Origin of the sequence: Polyangium sp. 6x1, from assembly GCF_029946515.1 — a bacterium.
Taxonomy (GTDB): domain Bacteria; phylum Myxococcota_A; class Polyangia; order Polyangiales; family Polyangiaceae; genus Polyangium.
This window is the reverse complement of sequence record NZ_JARZHH010000050.1, coordinates 1-14153: the sequence shown is the minus strand read 5'-3', so window position 1 is coordinate 14153 and position 14153 is coordinate 1. Positions and strand designations below refer to the sequence as shown.

Annotated in this window: 13 protein-coding genes; 8 read left to right on the top strand and 5 right to left on the bottom strand. The window is 69.8% G+C overall.

Translation table 11 applies throughout. The annotated features are described in order from the left end of the window. Positions 1-4: 4 nt before the first annotated feature. Positions 5-1267, bottom strand: a complete 1263-nt coding sequence (locus QHF85_RS34830) for an extensin family protein (protein ID WP_281331701.1) — start codon at positions 1265-1267, stop codon at positions 5-7. Between the two features lie 113 nt (positions 1268-1380). Between QHF85_RS34830 and mrtC the strand changes: the two genes are divergently transcribed. The 5 genes from mrtC to QHF85_RS34805 are packed head-to-tail and all read left to right on the top strand — an operon-like array spanning position 1381 to position 4727. Then, positions 1381-2181, top strand: coding sequence for a myxosortase MrtC (gene mrtC / locus QHF85_RS34825; RefSeq protein WP_281331700.1), 801 nt, complete (start codon positions 1381-1383; stop codon positions 2179-2181). Further along, positions 2178-2843: an HAD family hydrolase gene (locus QHF85_RS34820; protein ID WP_281331699.1), complete on the top strand. Its 666-nt coding sequence runs from the start codon at positions 2178-2180 to the stop codon at positions 2841-2843. The genes mrtC and QHF85_RS34820 overlap by 4 nt, the downstream gene beginning before the upstream one ends. A gap of 9 nt (positions 2844-2852) precedes the next feature. Then, positions 2853-3266: a hypothetical protein gene (locus tag QHF85_RS34815; RefSeq protein WP_281331698.1), complete on the top strand. Its 414-nt coding sequence runs from the start codon at positions 2853-2855 to the stop codon at positions 3264-3266. Positions 3267-3285: 19 nt separating this feature from the next. Further along, positions 3286-3717, top strand: a complete 432-nt coding sequence (locus QHF85_RS34810; RefSeq protein ID WP_281331697.1) for a hypothetical protein — start codon at positions 3286-3288, stop codon at positions 3715-3717. After that, positions 3714-4727, top strand: coding sequence for an NAD-dependent epimerase/dehydratase family protein (locus QHF85_RS34805; RefSeq protein ID WP_281331696.1), 1014 nt, complete (start codon positions 3714-3716; stop codon positions 4725-4727). The genes QHF85_RS34810 and QHF85_RS34805 overlap by 4 nt, the downstream gene beginning before the upstream one ends. Positions 4728-4731: 4 nt before the next feature. Here the strand turns inward: QHF85_RS34805 and QHF85_RS34800 are convergent, their stop codons facing one another. The 4 genes from QHF85_RS34800 to QHF85_RS34785 all read right to left on the bottom strand — a co-directional run bounded on the left by QHF85_RS34800 (position 4732) and on the right by QHF85_RS34785 (position 10558). Next, positions 4732-5829, bottom strand: coding sequence for an AI-2E family transporter (locus QHF85_RS34800; protein WP_281331695.1), 1098 nt, complete (start codon positions 5827-5829; stop codon positions 4732-4734). A 94-nt stretch (positions 5830-5923) separates the two neighbouring features. Further along, on the bottom strand, positions 5924-6895 hold the full coding sequence (locus QHF85_RS34795; protein ID WP_281331694.1) for a hypothetical protein: 972 nt from the start codon (positions 6893-6895) through the stop codon (positions 5924-5926). 57 nt (positions 6896-6952) lie between these two features. Further along, positions 6953-8458 (bottom strand): VWA domain-containing protein, encoded by a 1506-nt coding sequence (locus QHF85_RS34790; RefSeq protein WP_281331693.1) that lies wholly within the window; start codon positions 8456-8458, stop codon positions 6953-6955. A gap of 60 nt (positions 8459-8518) precedes the next feature. Then, positions 8519-10558 carry a beta-galactosidase gene (locus QHF85_RS34785; protein ID WP_281331692.1) on the bottom strand — a complete coding sequence of 680 codons (2040 nt, stop codon included), beginning with the start codon at positions 10556-10558 and terminating at the stop codon, positions 8519-8521. A gap of 133 nt (positions 10559-10691) precedes the next feature. On the opposite strand from QHF85_RS34785, the gene QHF85_RS34780 reads away from it, so the two are divergent. From QHF85_RS34780 to QHF85_RS34770, 3 genes are all read left to right on the top strand, one after another. Continuing rightward, a complete protein-coding gene (locus tag QHF85_RS34780; protein WP_281331691.1) occupies positions 10692-11216 on the top strand; it encodes a hypothetical protein in 525 nt (174 codons plus the stop codon). A 33-nt stretch (positions 11217-11249) separates the two neighbouring features. Then, on the top strand, positions 11250-13856 hold the full coding sequence (locus tag QHF85_RS34775; RefSeq protein WP_281331690.1) for a delta-60 repeat domain-containing protein: 2607 nt from the start codon (positions 11250-11252) through the stop codon (positions 13854-13856). Positions 13857-13958: 102 nt separating this feature from the next. Further along, positions 13959-14153: hypothetical protein (locus QHF85_RS34770; protein ID WP_281331689.1), on the top strand; the 195-nt coding region annotated here is incomplete at its 3' end.

The window sequence follows — 14153 nt, the reverse complement described above, 5'->3', positions numbered from 1 at the left end:
CCGCTCAGTGCACGAGGAACCACCGCACGCCGGGCTTGATCTCCATGTGGAAATGGTCGGCGTGGTCGGTGTTGTAATTCGGCGATAACACGTACGTGAAGATGCCCGCGTCCTGGGATTCGCACACGATGGCGCGGAGCTCCTGCGCGACGGGCTGCTCGGGCTTCCGGACGCCGTCGCCGCAGGTCTTTTCGCCGATCTTGCCGTGGAAATGGTCGAGGACGCTGATCCAGGTCCCGTCCTTCTTTCGCAATCGGCCGACGTCGATCGCGAGCCCCGCGGGGTGACGCGTGCCCGGCGGGGCCCAACGCGGGTGATGCACGGTCTTGGCCGGCGCCGCTTGCGCCTCGGCCTTTGCCGGCGTCGCCTGCGCTTCGGTCTTGGCCGGCGCCGCTTGCGCCTCGGCCTTTGCCGGCGTCGCCTGCGCCTCGGGCTTCGCCGGCGCCGCCTTCGCCTCGGCCTTCGCCGGCGCGTGCTGCGGGGCAGCCTTCGGGGCGTGCCGCGGCGCGGATTTCGGCTTTTCGCTCGCCGTCACCACCTCGCGCGGCTTCTCCTGGGCCACGGCCGGCGCCTTGTGTTTCGTGCCCTTCGCCGCGCCCTCGTGCGAAGGCTTGGCCCCGAGCGAGCCCTTGCCGAGGTCCGGCGCCTTCGCCGCATTCCCCGCAACAAGCTTCGAGCTCGTCTTCGGCGCTTCCGCTTTCGGCGCCTCCGCTTTCGGCGCTGCCGCTTTCGGCGTTTCCTTTTTGGGCGCCTCTTGTTTCGCCGTTTCCTTCTTCGGCGCCGCCTTCTTCGGCGTTTCCTTCTTCGCCGTCACGGGCACCTCGCGGGGCACGTTCGGCCGGTACATCGTGTAGTGCACGAGCTCGTCAATCTCGTGACGCTCGAGCACCGCGGTGAAATCGTCGAGCGCGAGCGCCAGGCGCGCGTCGAGGATCTCGAACATCGACGTCGGCCGCTGCTCCTCCGGCAGCGCCGAATGGATGGATACGCCGTGCAGCCGACCCGTGAGCCGGATCGGCGCGCGCACGCCGGGCACGGGCTCGACGCGCACGTACGGCAGGCTCCGGCGATCGAGCTCGGCGAACGCCTCGTCGTCCGTCATGTTCGCGTATCGATACGCCGGGCTCGCCTCGACCACCGAGGCCTCGGGCGTCACCAGGAACGGCGAGACCGCGCTCGCCGGGCCGGCGCAGAGCATGCCCGCGCCGAACGTGAGCGCCGCGAGGAAGGACGGGGCCAGGGAGCGGAGAAGCGAACCGAGCACCACGAGCCGACTCTACCTGCCGTCCCCAGGAAGGCCAGAAAATCGAAGTTCTTTCCGGACGACCCCTTGACCACGGACTCGCATCGCCGACCAGACGAAGCTATCCTCGCCGGCGCGTGCTCCCGGATCCTCCCGCCCCCCTCGAAAGCCCTGAGCCGCCGCCCGCACCGGGCCTCGGCGCCGAGAGCCCCGCGCCCGCCGCGCCCCTCGCGTCCGTCCCCGAGGCGCCGAGCGCGCGCCGCCCGCTCCTCGCCGTGCTCGCCACGACGCTCCTCGTGACCGCGCTCTCGTACCTCGTGCCCAAGGATCACGCGGGGACGGCCGTCGGGCTCGCGTTCCTCGCGGTCACGTGGTGGCTCGTCCTGCGCGCGGACGAGCACGTGATCCGCGCGCACGGGCTCTCGCTCGGCGGTTTGCTCGAACCGCTGCCGCTCGATCGGCGCAGGCTGATGCGCGACGCGGCCACGGCCTCGCTCTGGGTGCTCTTGCTCGCGGCGATCATCTTTCCGCCGTTCTGGTTCGGCTTCAAGCTGTTCTGGCGCGTGAAGATGCCCTTCGTCTTCCGGGGCTTCGAATCGCCCTGGAACGAGATTTCCGGGCATTTCCTGGCCGTGGCGCTCCCCGAGGAGGCGTTTTTCCGGGGATACCTCCAGACCCAGCTCGACGCCGCGTGGGCGCCCCGGTGGCGCGTGTTCGGCGCCGATCTCGGCCCGGGTGTCGTGGTCTCGTCGGCCATCTTCGCGATCGGGCACTTCTTGACGGTGCCGAGCCCGGACAGGCTCGCGGTGTTTTTCCCGTCGCTCGTGTTCGGCTGGCTCCGCGCGCGGACGGGCGGCGTCGGCGCGGGCGTCGTGTTCCACGCGCTCTGCAACATCTTCTCGGCGACGCTCCAGCGCGGCTACGGGTTTTCGCGATGAGCGCGCCGAAGCCCCGCGCGGCGCTCTTCGACATGGATCGCACGCTCGTGCGCAAGGAGACCGCGAGCCTGTACGTGCGGTATTTGCGCGACATCGGCGAGGCATCGACGTTCGATCTCCTGAAGACGTTCTACTGGGTCGGGCAATACACGCTCGGCATTCTCGACGCGGAGGGCATGGCGGAGAGGGCGCTCGCGCCGCTCTCGGGCACGCCCGAGAGCACGCTCGTCACGCGCTGCGAGGACTGGTTCGGCAAATACGTGGAGCCGCACGTCGCGGACGCCGGGCGGCGCGCGGTGAAGAGGCACATGGCGGCGGGGGACGTCTGCGCGATCGTGACCGGCGCGACGAAGTACGCGGCGCGGCCGCTGGCGCAGCGTCTCGGGATCGAGCACGTCGTGGGGACGGAGCTCGAAGTCGACGGGCGTGGCCATTTCACGGGCCGGGCGGAGAGGCCGCTCTGCCTCGGCGCGGGCAAGGTGCGGCGCGCGCAGACGCTCGCTGAAAAGCTCGGGTTTGCCCTCGAAGAAGCGACGTTTTATTCGGACAGCGTGACCGACGTGCCGCTGCTCGAACGGGTGGCCGAGCCGATCGCCGTGAACCCCGATCCGCGGCTCGAACGGCTCGCCCGGCAGCGCGGATGGCCGATCGAAAGGTGGTGACGGTGTCCCATGAATCCACCCGAGAAACCCTCGCGCGTCGACCTGACCTTCGAGGAAGATCTGCTCGTGGCGCGGCTCGACGGCAATTACGACCTCGAGGTCGAGCTCTCCGTGCAGCGCGCCCGCGAGGCGCTCGAAGCCGCCCATGGCTACCGGCTCATCCTCCTCGACGGGCGAAAGCTCGGAACGGTCACCCCCGACGCCCGAAAGGCCATGGTCGTATGGGCCCGCGAGCGGACGGCGCCCGGCTCGATCGCCATGTTCGGCGCGTCGTTCTCGGGGATGACGCTCGCGAAAATGGTGCTGAGCGCGGTCCGGGTGCTCTCGAAGCGGCACATGCGCTTCGATTTCTTCCATTCGGAGGCCGAGGCGCGGGCGTGGCTCGCCGAGGAGCGCGGGCGCCTGCGCAGCCTCCTCCGGTGAAGCGCGGAGGGGAATGACGATGGCGGAATCGACGCCGGGAGAGCGGCGGCATTTCGGAGCGCAAGTCGCGTGGACCGAGGAGCCGAACATCTTCGCCATGCGCCTCGAGGGGGAGGTCGACGGGCCGTCGATCGACGCGCTCATCGCCTATCAAGTGTCCTGGGCTTCCGGGAAAGACCATGCCTTCGTGCTGTGCGACCTCTCCGCGGTCACCGGGGCGACGGTCGAGGCGCGGCGCGTGCTCCAGGACATACGCCACACGACCCCGATGACCCACGTCTGTTTCGGCGCGAAATTCGCGACCCGGATCTTCGCCGAAATGGTCGTGCGTGCGGCGCGGTTCCTCGGGACGTCGCCGCCCGACATGGAGGTCCTGTTCTTCGCGACCGAAGCAGAGGCGCGCGCCTACATCGCCCACCCGCGGCCGCCCAGGCGAGGGAAACGCGCATGAACACGATCCCGCGGCGAAAAACCGCATTCGTGACGGGCGGGACGGGCTTCCTCGGCTGGGAGATCACGCGGCAGCTCCTCGCGTCGGGGCACCACGTGATCGCGCTGTCGCGGAGCAACGCGCTTCCGGGCGATTTGCCGCGGGCCGAGCTCGAAATCGTGCGCGGGGATCTCGACGACGTGGAGACGCTGGCCGAGGCCATGCGCGGCGCGTCCGTCGTGTATCACGTCGCCGCCGACGTGCGGATGTGGCGCGCGAAGTGGGCGGAGATCGAGCGGACGAACGTGACGGGCACGCGGAACATGCTCTCCGCGGCGCGGCGCGCGGGCATCGATCGATTCGTGTTCACGTCGACGGGCTCGACGATCGGAAAGCCGTATCCCTCGACCGAGGCGATCGTCACGGTCGACGAGTCGAGCGCGTACAATTTCGCGCCGCTCCAGATGGTCTATCCGCACACGAAATGGCTGGCGGAGCAGGAGGTGGAGCGGGCGGGGCGCGAGGGGCTCTTCGTGGTGATCACGCACCCCGTGGCGGTGTTCGGTCCGGGCGACTGGAAACGCAACGTGCTGCCGCTCTTTTCAGCGACGCGGAAGGGCACGACGATCGCCGCGCCAAACGGGATCCGGACGACGTGCGACGTGCGGGACGTGGCGACGGCGCACCTCGCGGCCGCCGAGCGGGGGACCTCGGGGCGGCATTACATCCTCGGCGGCGAGGCGCTCTCGGTGCGCGCGCTGCTCACGCGGATCGCGGCCGCGGCAGGTGGGAAGGCGCCGCGCTTCACGCTGCCGGATCGCGCGGTGATGGGTCTGTCGTTCTTGATGGAAAGCGCGTCGCGGCTCACCGGACGGCCGCCCATGCTGACGCACGAAATGGCCTTGCAGAGCACGCTCCGGGTGCGGATGTCGTCGGAGCGGGCGGCGCGGGAGCTCGGGTATGGCTCGCGGCCGCTCGACGTGTCGCTCGCGGACGCGGCGAGGTTTTACCGGGAACAGGGGTGGTTGTGAGGGCTCACGACGGCGGGGTTTCCGCCGGGGGCGCGGAGCTCGGCGGGGGCACGCTCGCGTCCGTGGGCGGCGCTTTGGCCTCGCGGCGCGGCGGGTGCAGCTTCGCGTAGGTGTCGACGGTCCAGACGGCCATGGCCGCGATGACGGGGCCGAGGAAGACGCCGACCGGGCCGAAGAGCTCGAGGCCGCCGAAGATGCCGAGCAGCGCGATGAGCGGATGCATGCGGGTCGACGAGCTCTGCACCCACGGACGCACGACGTTGTCGGAGAGGCCGATGATCACAGCCGAGACGGCCATTCCAATGGCGCCGCCGATGTGCCCCGTGACGAAGAGGTAGATCGTCGAGCCCACCGTGACCGGCGTCGTGCCGACGAGCGGGATGAACGAGAGCAGCGCGGCGAGGACACCGAGCAAAAACGCGTTTGGCACGCCGAACACGTTGAGGGCGAGCAGCGTGAGGCTGCCCTGGACCACGGCCGTCGCGAGGATGCCGAGGATGGCGCCATTGACGGTCTCGCGGACGGAGGCAAAGAGCTCGCGCGTCTGGTTCGGCGGGAACGGCGAGAGGCGGTGCATCCAGCCGACGAGCTTGCCGCCGTCGCGCAGCAAATAATAAAGCGAGACGCCGAACAGGAAGAGGTTCAGGATGAGCACCGGGAGCGCCGCGGCCATGCCGCCGGCCGCCGAGGCCGCGATGGCCGCCGCGCGCTGACCGATGTTCTGGATGGCCGTCTGGAGCTGAGGGCCGCCGATGTGGATGCTCCGGCCCCGAATGTCGATGCCCTCCGTCAGGAACGACTGGAAGCGCTCGATCGTCGGCGTCCAGTCGCGGGCCAAAAACTCGCTGATCGACTGGATGGCCTCGATCGTGAAAAAGACGAACGGGATCACGACGAGGATGATCGTGCCGAACGTGAAAAGGACCGGCGTGTAGCGCGCGGCGCGGCCGAGCCGCGGCTTCACCTTCTCGGCGAGGGGGCTCAGGAGCAGCGCGAAGAGGCCGCCCAGGACAATCGGGACGACGATCGTCCGGATCATCCAGAAAAACAGGACGAGCAGCGCCGTCCTCAGCACAACGGAGAGCCAGCGGTCTCGGTCCATGGGCAGCACGCCTCGCTGAAGGGGGACGTGGGATGAAAAAGGCGCCGCGTCAACCGGAATGGCAGGTGCGCCGCGGGGCGTGGTTCTCGTCCGGTCAGACGCCGTCGCAGACAGGGGTGCCGGTGCCCGGGCTGCAAGCGCCGGCGTCACAGAGGCCGCTCGCGCATTCGGCGGAGACCATGCAGGCCGCGCCGTCCGGCTTCGTGGGAGCGCATGCGCCCGCGCCCGCGGCGTCGTCGCAGAAGCCGCTCGCGCATTCGACGCTCGTGACGCAAGCCGCGCCGTCGGCCTTCTTCGCGGCGCACATCCCCGCCCCGACGTCGCAATACCCACTCGCGCAGCCCGCGTTCACGGCGCACGCGCCGCCTTCGGGCGCGGGCTCGGCGCAGACGCCGGCCTGGAAATCGCAATAGCCGCTCTTGCAATCGATGTCGAGGTCGCACGCGGCGCCGTCGGCCGTGGGGGCGACGCATTTCAGCATGCCCTCGTCGAGCCGGCACGTGAGGCCCGGGCCGCAGAGGCCGTCCTGGCAAGCCTCGCCCTCGCCGGGCGGGGCCTTGCAGGTGCCGAGGTCCGCGCCCGAGGCGCCCGCGCAGGAGGCGCCGGGGTCCTTGCATTCGTCGTCGCCGAGACAGGCGCCGCCGAGCGCGACGGTGCCCTGGAACGCGGCCTCGCAATCGGGGTCCTCGTCGAGGAAATCGGAGCCGAAGAAATCGCCGCAGGTCGCGGACTCGGCCTTCGTGAAGCAAGCGTCGGCGCGCGCCGCGTCGTACACGATGCGGCCGGCCTCGATGCCCTTGCGGAGATCGACGACGACGGCGCCGAAGAAGCTCTCGTACCGGCTCTCGCATTCGGCCTGGGTCGCCGGGACCGGGTCGAAGAGGAGCACGTCGTCGCGCTCGGCCGCGTCGCAGCAGGCGAAGACGCGGCCGCACTGGACGCGGGCATAGGTCGCGGGGAGGCCGGCGAGCGGATCGTCGGTCGTTTGCTGGGAATCGTCGCTGCAGCCGGCCCAGAGGAGGCTCCACGTGAGCAGGCCTCCGAGAATCTTCGCAATCGTTCGCACGGCCCCTTTTAAAAGAGCTCCGGCGCAGAAGCAACAGCGCCGTTCGTCCCGCCCGGCTCAGGGCTGGACGAAGGCCGGATGCTTGACGAGGAGCGCGGCGATTTCGTCGAGCTCCGGATCGGCGGCGCCGGCCTTCGCTTCCTCGATGAGCGCGAGCGCGCTCGCGAAGGCCTCCTGGCTCGGGTTCTTGAGGGCCTCGGCATAAGCGACGATGGCCTTGCCCTTGGCGAGCTGGGGCTTCGGGGCAGCGAGCAGCTCGGCGAGCGTCATCGTGACCTTCACCTCGCGGTCGAGATACGTGAGCGGGGTCTTCCAGCGCGCGACGACCGTGATGCTGTCGTTCGGATCGACGACCGACGCGTCGCACGCTTTGACGACCTGGTTGAAGATCATCGCGTCGCTCGGGGCGAGGTGCTGCGGCTCGATCTCCTCGGGGTTCGTCGAGTACTCCTCGCCGTAGAACTTGTACATGCGCATGTACCAGGGCAGCGTGATCTCGACCCGCACGCCGCGCGCGGCGACCTCCATCGTCTCGTCGAATCGGTCGACGAACATACGCTCCGCCTCGGCCGGGCTGTCGAGATACACGTACGCGCCGCGGCCTTTGTCCGTGACGGTATCCATGAGCAGGTCGTTGTAGTTCTCGCCGGGGCCGGCGCCGACGCCGACGAGGTAGATGCCCTCCTTGTCGGCGTCCTTCGATTGCAGGCCGATGAGGTCCTCGTCCGTGACGCCGACGTTGGCGCCGCCGTCGCTGATGAGGATCACGCGGTTGATGCGGCCCGTTCCGTAATGCTGGCCCGCGAGCTCATAGCCCGTTTTGAGGCCATTCGAAAGATCGGTGCCGCCGCTCGCCTGGATGGATTGAGCCATCGCGAGCACCGCGGGATCGTTCGGGCCCGTGACCTTGTGGCCGGAGAGGACGATGTTGTTGCTCGTGTTCCAGGTGACGGCGTTGACGATGTCGCCCTCGGCGAGGCTCTTCGCGATGGCCTCGACGGTGGCGCGCTCGCGGTCGATGGGCTCGCCGTCCATGGAGCCGGAGGTGTCGAGGACGAACGTGATCGTCATGGGGCGGCGCGGCTTGACGGCATCGAAGGAGCGGACGCCGAGCTGGAGGTCGAGCTCCCCCGCGACCTGGGTCTCGCCGAGGTGCGCGAAGATCGAGAGGTCGCCCGTGGGCGGCGCGGGGTACTGGATGCGGTAGTAATTGAGGAATTCGTAGGTGCGGACGAGGTTCGCCGAGGGCGTGATGCCCTTGTTCAAGAGCTCGCGGATCTGCACCGGAGAGCCCATCGAGTTCGAATCGTCCGCCGAGAGGTACAGGATGACAGGGCTGTCCTTGTCGAGGCCCTCGCACGCAAAAGGTGCAGCGGCGTCGGTGCCCGCGTCGCTGCCCTCCGAGGGCGGAGGCGGCGGGGGCGGCGGCGCCACGACGTCGCCACCGGGCGGCTCCGGAGCCCCTTGGTAAGCTCCACTGAGCTCGCTTCCGCTACACGCGGCCAGGCCGACGGCGACGACCAGGGAGAGGGCCGCCGATCCCACGAGAATGACGTTCTTCATCGAGCACCTCCGAAGCAAGGGCGCGGCAAGGCGCCTAGCAACGGATATGCCCCTCCGTGGTCATCGCAATGCCAGCATGCGCACCGTGCGCGGCTTCATGCGCACCTCGAGCGTGCCCGCGCGGGCCTCGAACGTGGAATCGTCGATGAGGTCGGTCGCCTTCGTGCGCGCCGCGCCTGCGCTCACGCGCGTGACGATGTCCCGCTCGGAAGGATTGACGATGAAGAGGACACGCGGCGCCCCCGAGGCATCCTCGTGCACGGTGACGTAGACGCCGCCGGGATCGCAGGCGTACGCCGGCAGGCTGAGCGTCTCGATCGCGTGCGAGACGGCCGCGTCGGCCGCGGCGGGGACGTCGCCGGTGAGGGGGCCGCCCTCGCCGAGGCGGCCGAGGTCGAAGGGGACGTCGAGCGGCCGGAACGCGCCGTCGAAGCGAGGCTCCCGCGGGCCGATCGTGACGCGCGCGCCGCGCGCATGGGCCTCGGCGAGCCGCTCGAAGAGCTCGGGCTTCAAGGCGCCGGAGGTCGCGCAGATGAGCCAGCGCGCGTCGCCGAGCGCGATGTCCCGGTCCTCGCCGCCGACGACGGCGAAGGGCACGCCGCGCGCTTCGAGGGCCTCCTCGAAGGCGCGGGCGAAGTTGTCGGCCTCGATGGCGACCGGATAACCGAGGCCGAGGTCGTCCTCGACGCAACGCTCACGCGCGCCAGCCCCGACGATCGAGAAAAACGCGCCGGAGAGCGGGCCGAACGCGTGCATGACGCGCGCGAGCCTGCGCTCGGTGCGAGGGATGAGGATGCGGACGGGCGTCTTTCGGCGCAGCTCGTGAAAGCTCGTCTGATCGAGGGCGGCGCTGAGCTTCCGCCAGAAGACGGCGTACGGGCGCGCGCGGCCGTGGCGATCGATGGGCGCGCCGATCCAGCGGTCGCGCTCGACGGCCATGTACACGTTGAAGCCGCGCAGGCCGTACGCGAGGGCGCAGAGGACGGTGAAGGCGCCATCACGCTCGTCGAGCGGCGGGAAGAACGGCGGAAAGCCCGCGCCCATCTCGCAGGCAAACGCGGGAACGGCGAGGGCCTCCGAGCGCGTGGCGAGCTCGCTCGTGCGGCGCGCGATGATGGCGCGGCTCGTGGGATCGGCCGTGTGGTAGTAGTCGAGGCCGACGAGGTCGACGACCTTGGTCACGCGCGCGGCGTTGAGGGGCGTCGCGTCCTGGCCCGGCGGGAGGTTGTGCGTCGTGGGCAGCCCGTCCATGCCGGCGGCGACGAGCGCGCGGCCGAGGCGCTGAAACGCCGTGGCGAGCAGGTGCTCGTGGAACTCGGACCAGTCGAGGTGGCGCGCGAGGTCGCGCGGGCGCTCGGCGTCGAGCTTGCGCGGAGGGTCGATCGAGGAGAAGCGTTTGACCTCGCCGCGGCGGCTCGACGGGACCTCGCCCTCGGCGAGCTCGGTGCCGTAGGAGGCGCGCAGGGCGTCGATGGTGCCGTATTTCTCCCGGAGAAACTCGCGGTACAGGCGGATCGCGTCGGGGTGGTAGTCCTGGTCGTAGGCGCCGTCGCGGAAGTAGAGGGCGCCTTCGTTGTCGATCTGGAAGAGGACGATCGGCCCGTTCGGGTAGAGCAGCGGCGCGAGGACGGGGCCGAGGGCCTGGAAGTACCGCGCGGCCTCGTCGTGGAAGGCGTCGCTCGCGTAGCTCGGGACCGGGAACGCGAACGGGAGCATCGGGAGCATGACCGGGTTCTGGTCGGGTGAACGCGCCTGGCAGGCCGGGTCCCAGACGATGCGCTCGGGGAGGCCGAAGTACGTGAGCTCGGCGTTGATGTGGGGGCCGGGGCGGGCGATGACGTAGAGCCCGAGCTCCTCGGCGATGCGGCAGAAGCGCGTGATGTCGCGCTGCGGGTCGGTCGCGCCGAGCTCGAGTTTGCCGGGCGCGACCTCGTGGACGCCCCAGGGGATGTAGGTGTCGACGAGGCCGAGGCCCATGGCCTTGACGGCTTCGAGGCAAGCGCGCCACTCGTTCGGATCGAGGCGCCAGTAGTGGACGGAGCCCGCGCGCAGCGGGACGACGTTGCCGGCGATCTCGATGCCCCCGGGGACGAGACGCACCCTACGCCCGAGTCCTTCGCCCCCTGCCCTGTCTTCACGTGCGGTCATGACGCCGGGCGGAGGGTAGCAAAGAAGGGACGAACCCGTGAGCTTCAAAGGCGGAAGAGCCGCCGAGCTCTGGTAGTGTACGCCCATGGCGAGCAAGACCCACGTCGACGGCAACAAGGTGACGATCGACGACAGCCTGTACCATGTGACCGCCGCGGGCGGTCAGTACGCCGTGACCGACGAGTTCGGCCTTCGAACCGGCTACTTCTCGGTACGCGGCCGCGTGGTGACGCCGGAGGACTACGGCGTCGAGGGCGCGCACCCCGTGCTGCAGATCGGCAAGCTGTGGGCCGCGGCGAACCTGTGGAAGGCGAACGAGAAGTCGGCGTCGTCGGTGCCCACGAAAGGCTTTTGCCGGGTGGTGACGCACGAGAAGGCGAGCGAGGCGGACCTGGAGAAGGCGCGCGCCCACCGGGCCTGGATGCGAAAGCAGCCCGGATGCAAAGCAAGTTATTTCGTGACGGATCCGGCGACCGGAAAAGGAATGACCATCAGCCTCTGGGAGACGCGCGATCAGATGAATGCTTTCAAAGAGGCGAAGCCGCCGGAAGGCGCCGTCGCGCTGAAGTCGCTCGGCGTGGAAGTGTTCCCGATGGTGGAAGAGCCGTGAGCATGACAACGTGACCTCCTTCGCGGAGGTCACATGCGTCGACATTTCTTCCTTCTTTCATTGGTCCTCGGCGGTTTCTGCCTGCATTGCGGCGGCGGAGACGGTTCCTCTTCAAGCTCCAATACATCGAACGCCGGCGGTTCGGGCGGCGTCGGCGGCTCCGGCGGCGCGGGCGCGTCGGGGGGCGGCGGCGCGGGCGCGTCCGGGGGCGCGGGCGGCTCGGGCGGCGTCGGCGGCTCCGGCGGCTCCGGCGGCGTCGGCGGCGCGGGCGGTGGCGGCGGCGTCCCCGAGGCCTTCGTGCCGCTCGATCCGAGCTTCGGCGTGGAGGGCGTCGCCACGGCCGCCGGGACCCGGGCGAACCCGGATCTCATCCACGCCTCCGCGCGCCAGCCCGACGGCAAGGTCCTCATCGCCGGCGGCACGTCGGACTATCATTATGGCGAGGGCTTTCTCTTCCGCGCCAACGCCGACGGCACGCTCGACCCCTCGTTCGGCGAGGGCGGCAAGGTGCTCGCGACGACCCGGAGCCGCGCCTCGTTCCACGGCGTGATCGTCGCGCCGAACGGCGACATCCTCGCCGCGGGCCTGGCCTCGTCGCAGTTCGGCATGGACCACGTGCTCGTCGCGCGCTTCGACGCGACCGGCAAGCCTGTCGCCTCCTTCGGCGAGGGAGGCCTCGTGCTCGGCGAAAAAGGGACGGCGTTCGCGATCGCGCTCCAGCCCGACGGCAAGATCGTCGTCGCCGGCCAGGGCGGGTGGTACGCGCCGTACCGACACCTCGTGCAGCGCTTCAACGCCGACGGGAGCGTGGATACGACGTTCGGGGAGGCGGGCGTCGTCGAGACCCCATTCGACAACGGGTCGTTCGCCTCGGCCGTGGCCCTCACGAGCGAGGGCAAGATCGTCCTCTGCGGGAGAAACGGCAATGACAGCGGCACGACCCTCGTGCGCCTCCTGCCGAATGGGGCGCTCGATCCGAGCTTCGACGACGACGGCATCCTCGTGACGCCGCTCCTCAACCTGTCGAAGTATGCGGACTGGACGACCGCCTATGCCGGCTCGATCTGCGCCGTCGCGCCGGACGGCAAGATCCTCGTGGCCGGCGCCGTCGTGGACTCCAGCGCGGTCTTGCGCCTCGACGCGAGCGGCAAGGCCGACACGACGTACGGCGAAGGCGATGGCCTGGCCACGGTCAGCGACGCCGCCGGCGGCTCGGCCTCCGCGGAGTCGCTGAGCCTCAAGCCGGATGGCTCGGTGTTCGTCGTCTTCCGCTCGAAGACCTCCTACGCCGTCGCGCATTTCGCCGCCGACGGGACCCTCGACGCGAATTACGGCACGGCAGGCCTCGCGCAGCTCCCCAAGCAGGGCGCGGTCCGCGATATCACCGTGGCCCCGGATGGAAGCGTCGTCGCCGCCGGCCGCCAGACTTTTTCGACCCTCGGCGCCACGGTCACGCGGCTCGCGCCGCTCGGCGTGCAGGACACCACGTATGGCGGCCCGGGAGGCGTCGGCACGCTGCAATCGGGCGCGACGCGGGACATCGCCTTTTCGATGAAGCTCGGCGCGGACGGCAAGATCGTCTCGGCCGGCACGACGGGCGGCTTCACGGACATCACGAATGCCATGATCACGCGGCACCTGCCGGACGGCGCGCCCGACGCGGGCTTCGGCGCGGGCGGCGTCGTCGTGCTCGACACCCTGGGGAAAGCCGTGGACGTCGTGCTGCAAGCGGACGGCAAGACGGTCGTCGCGGGCATGCCCGTCGGCTCGACCAACCGCCGGGTCGTGCGTCTCGACGCGGCGGGCCTGCCCGATGCGAGCTTCGGCGCGAATGGCGTGGTCAACCTGCCGGAGGCGACGCATGGCAGGCCGACCGCGCTGGGCATCGACGGCGACGGGCGCGTGGTGATGGGCGGGGTCGGGAATGGTTCGATCTACGGGACCGCCTATTTTGCGAGGCTCCTCGCGACGGGCGCGCTCGATACGAGCTTCGACGGCGATGGGGCGGTGACGTTTCCCGAGGTTCTCGGGCAGGTCTTCGACCTCGTGGTGCTCGACGACGGCTCGATCGTCGCCACGGGCTACAAAGATCAAACTGCTTCGTTCGTGCTCCGCGTGCTCCCGAGCGGCGCGCTCGACGCGTCCTTCGGCAATGCGGGCGTGGCGACGGTGCCGAACAGCGCCTTGCTCAACCGCATTGCGCGCGAAGCGAACGGAGGATTTCTCGCGGCGGGCGTGTTCTTGTCGCCGGGAAACATCAGCAACTTCGAGGTCGGCATCACGCGCTTCGACGACAAAGGCGTGCGAGACATGACGTTCGGCGAGAATGGTTTCGTCCGGCAGAACGTCGCGAGCGTCATCACGTCCGACCCCCCCGCGGTCGTGCCGCTGCCGGACGGCTCGTTCTACCTCGCGACCACGCAAGTGCTCGACCGCGAGACGATGGTGGTCTTCAAGTATTTGCCCGACGGCAAACCCGACCTGAGCTTCGGCAATGCGGGGCGCGCGCTCGTCGCGGCGCCGGGGCCGTGGGGCGCGTACGACGGGCTGCTCCAGCCGGATGGAAAGGTCGTCCTCGCCGGTCGCGGGTTCAACCCGAAGAGCGGGACGGATTTCGGGCTCGTGCGGCTCGCGCCGTAATGCCCGAGGGGGCAGCCCGCGCTCGTGTCGACGCGCGTAAAGGTGCTTCCGTTGGTGGACGCGCTGTGAACATGACAATGTGACCTCCCGCGCGGAGGTCACATGCGTCGACATTCTATCCTTCTTTCCTTGGTTCTCGGTGGATTCTGCTTGCATTGCGGCGGCGGAGGGAGCTCGCCCTCTTCGGGCTCCGCTTCCTCGAGCGTGGGCGGCACCGGCGGCGTCGGCGGCTCGGGCGGCACCGGCGGCGACGGCGCGGGCGGCGTCGGCGGCGCGGGCGGCGTCGGCGGCGTCGGC

Excerpts from the sequence above, each read along its gene's own strand:
- QHF85_RS34775 (WP_281331690.1), top strand. The coding sequence starts at position 11,250 with ATGCGTCGACATTTCTTCCTTCTTTCATTGGTCCTCGGCGGTTTCTGC.
- QHF85_RS34805 (WP_281331696.1), top strand. The coding sequence starts at position 3,714 with ATGAACACGATCCCGCGGCGAAAAACCGCATTCGTGACGGGCGGGACG.
- QHF85_RS34780 (WP_281331691.1), top strand. The coding sequence starts at position 10,692 with ATGGCGAGCAAGACCCACGTCGACGGCAACAAGGTGACGATCGACGAC.
- QHF85_RS34800 (WP_281331695.1), bottom strand. The coding sequence starts at position 5,829 with ATGGACCGAGACCGCTGGCTCTCCGTTGTGCTGAGGACGGCGCTGCTC.
- QHF85_RS34810 (WP_281331697.1), top strand. The coding sequence starts at position 3,286 with ATGGCGGAATCGACGCCGGGAGAGCGGCGGCATTTCGGAGCGCAAGTC.
- QHF85_RS34790 (WP_281331693.1), bottom strand. The coding sequence starts at position 8,458 with ATGAAGAACGTCATTCTCGTGGGATCGGCGGCCCTCTCCCTGGTCGTC.
- QHF85_RS34820 (WP_281331699.1), top strand. The coding sequence starts at position 2,178 with ATGAGCGCGCCGAAGCCCCGCGCGGCGCTCTTCGACATGGATCGCACG.
- QHF85_RS34815 (WP_281331698.1), top strand. The coding sequence starts at position 2,853 with ATGAATCCACCCGAGAAACCCTCGCGCGTCGACCTGACCTTCGAGGAA.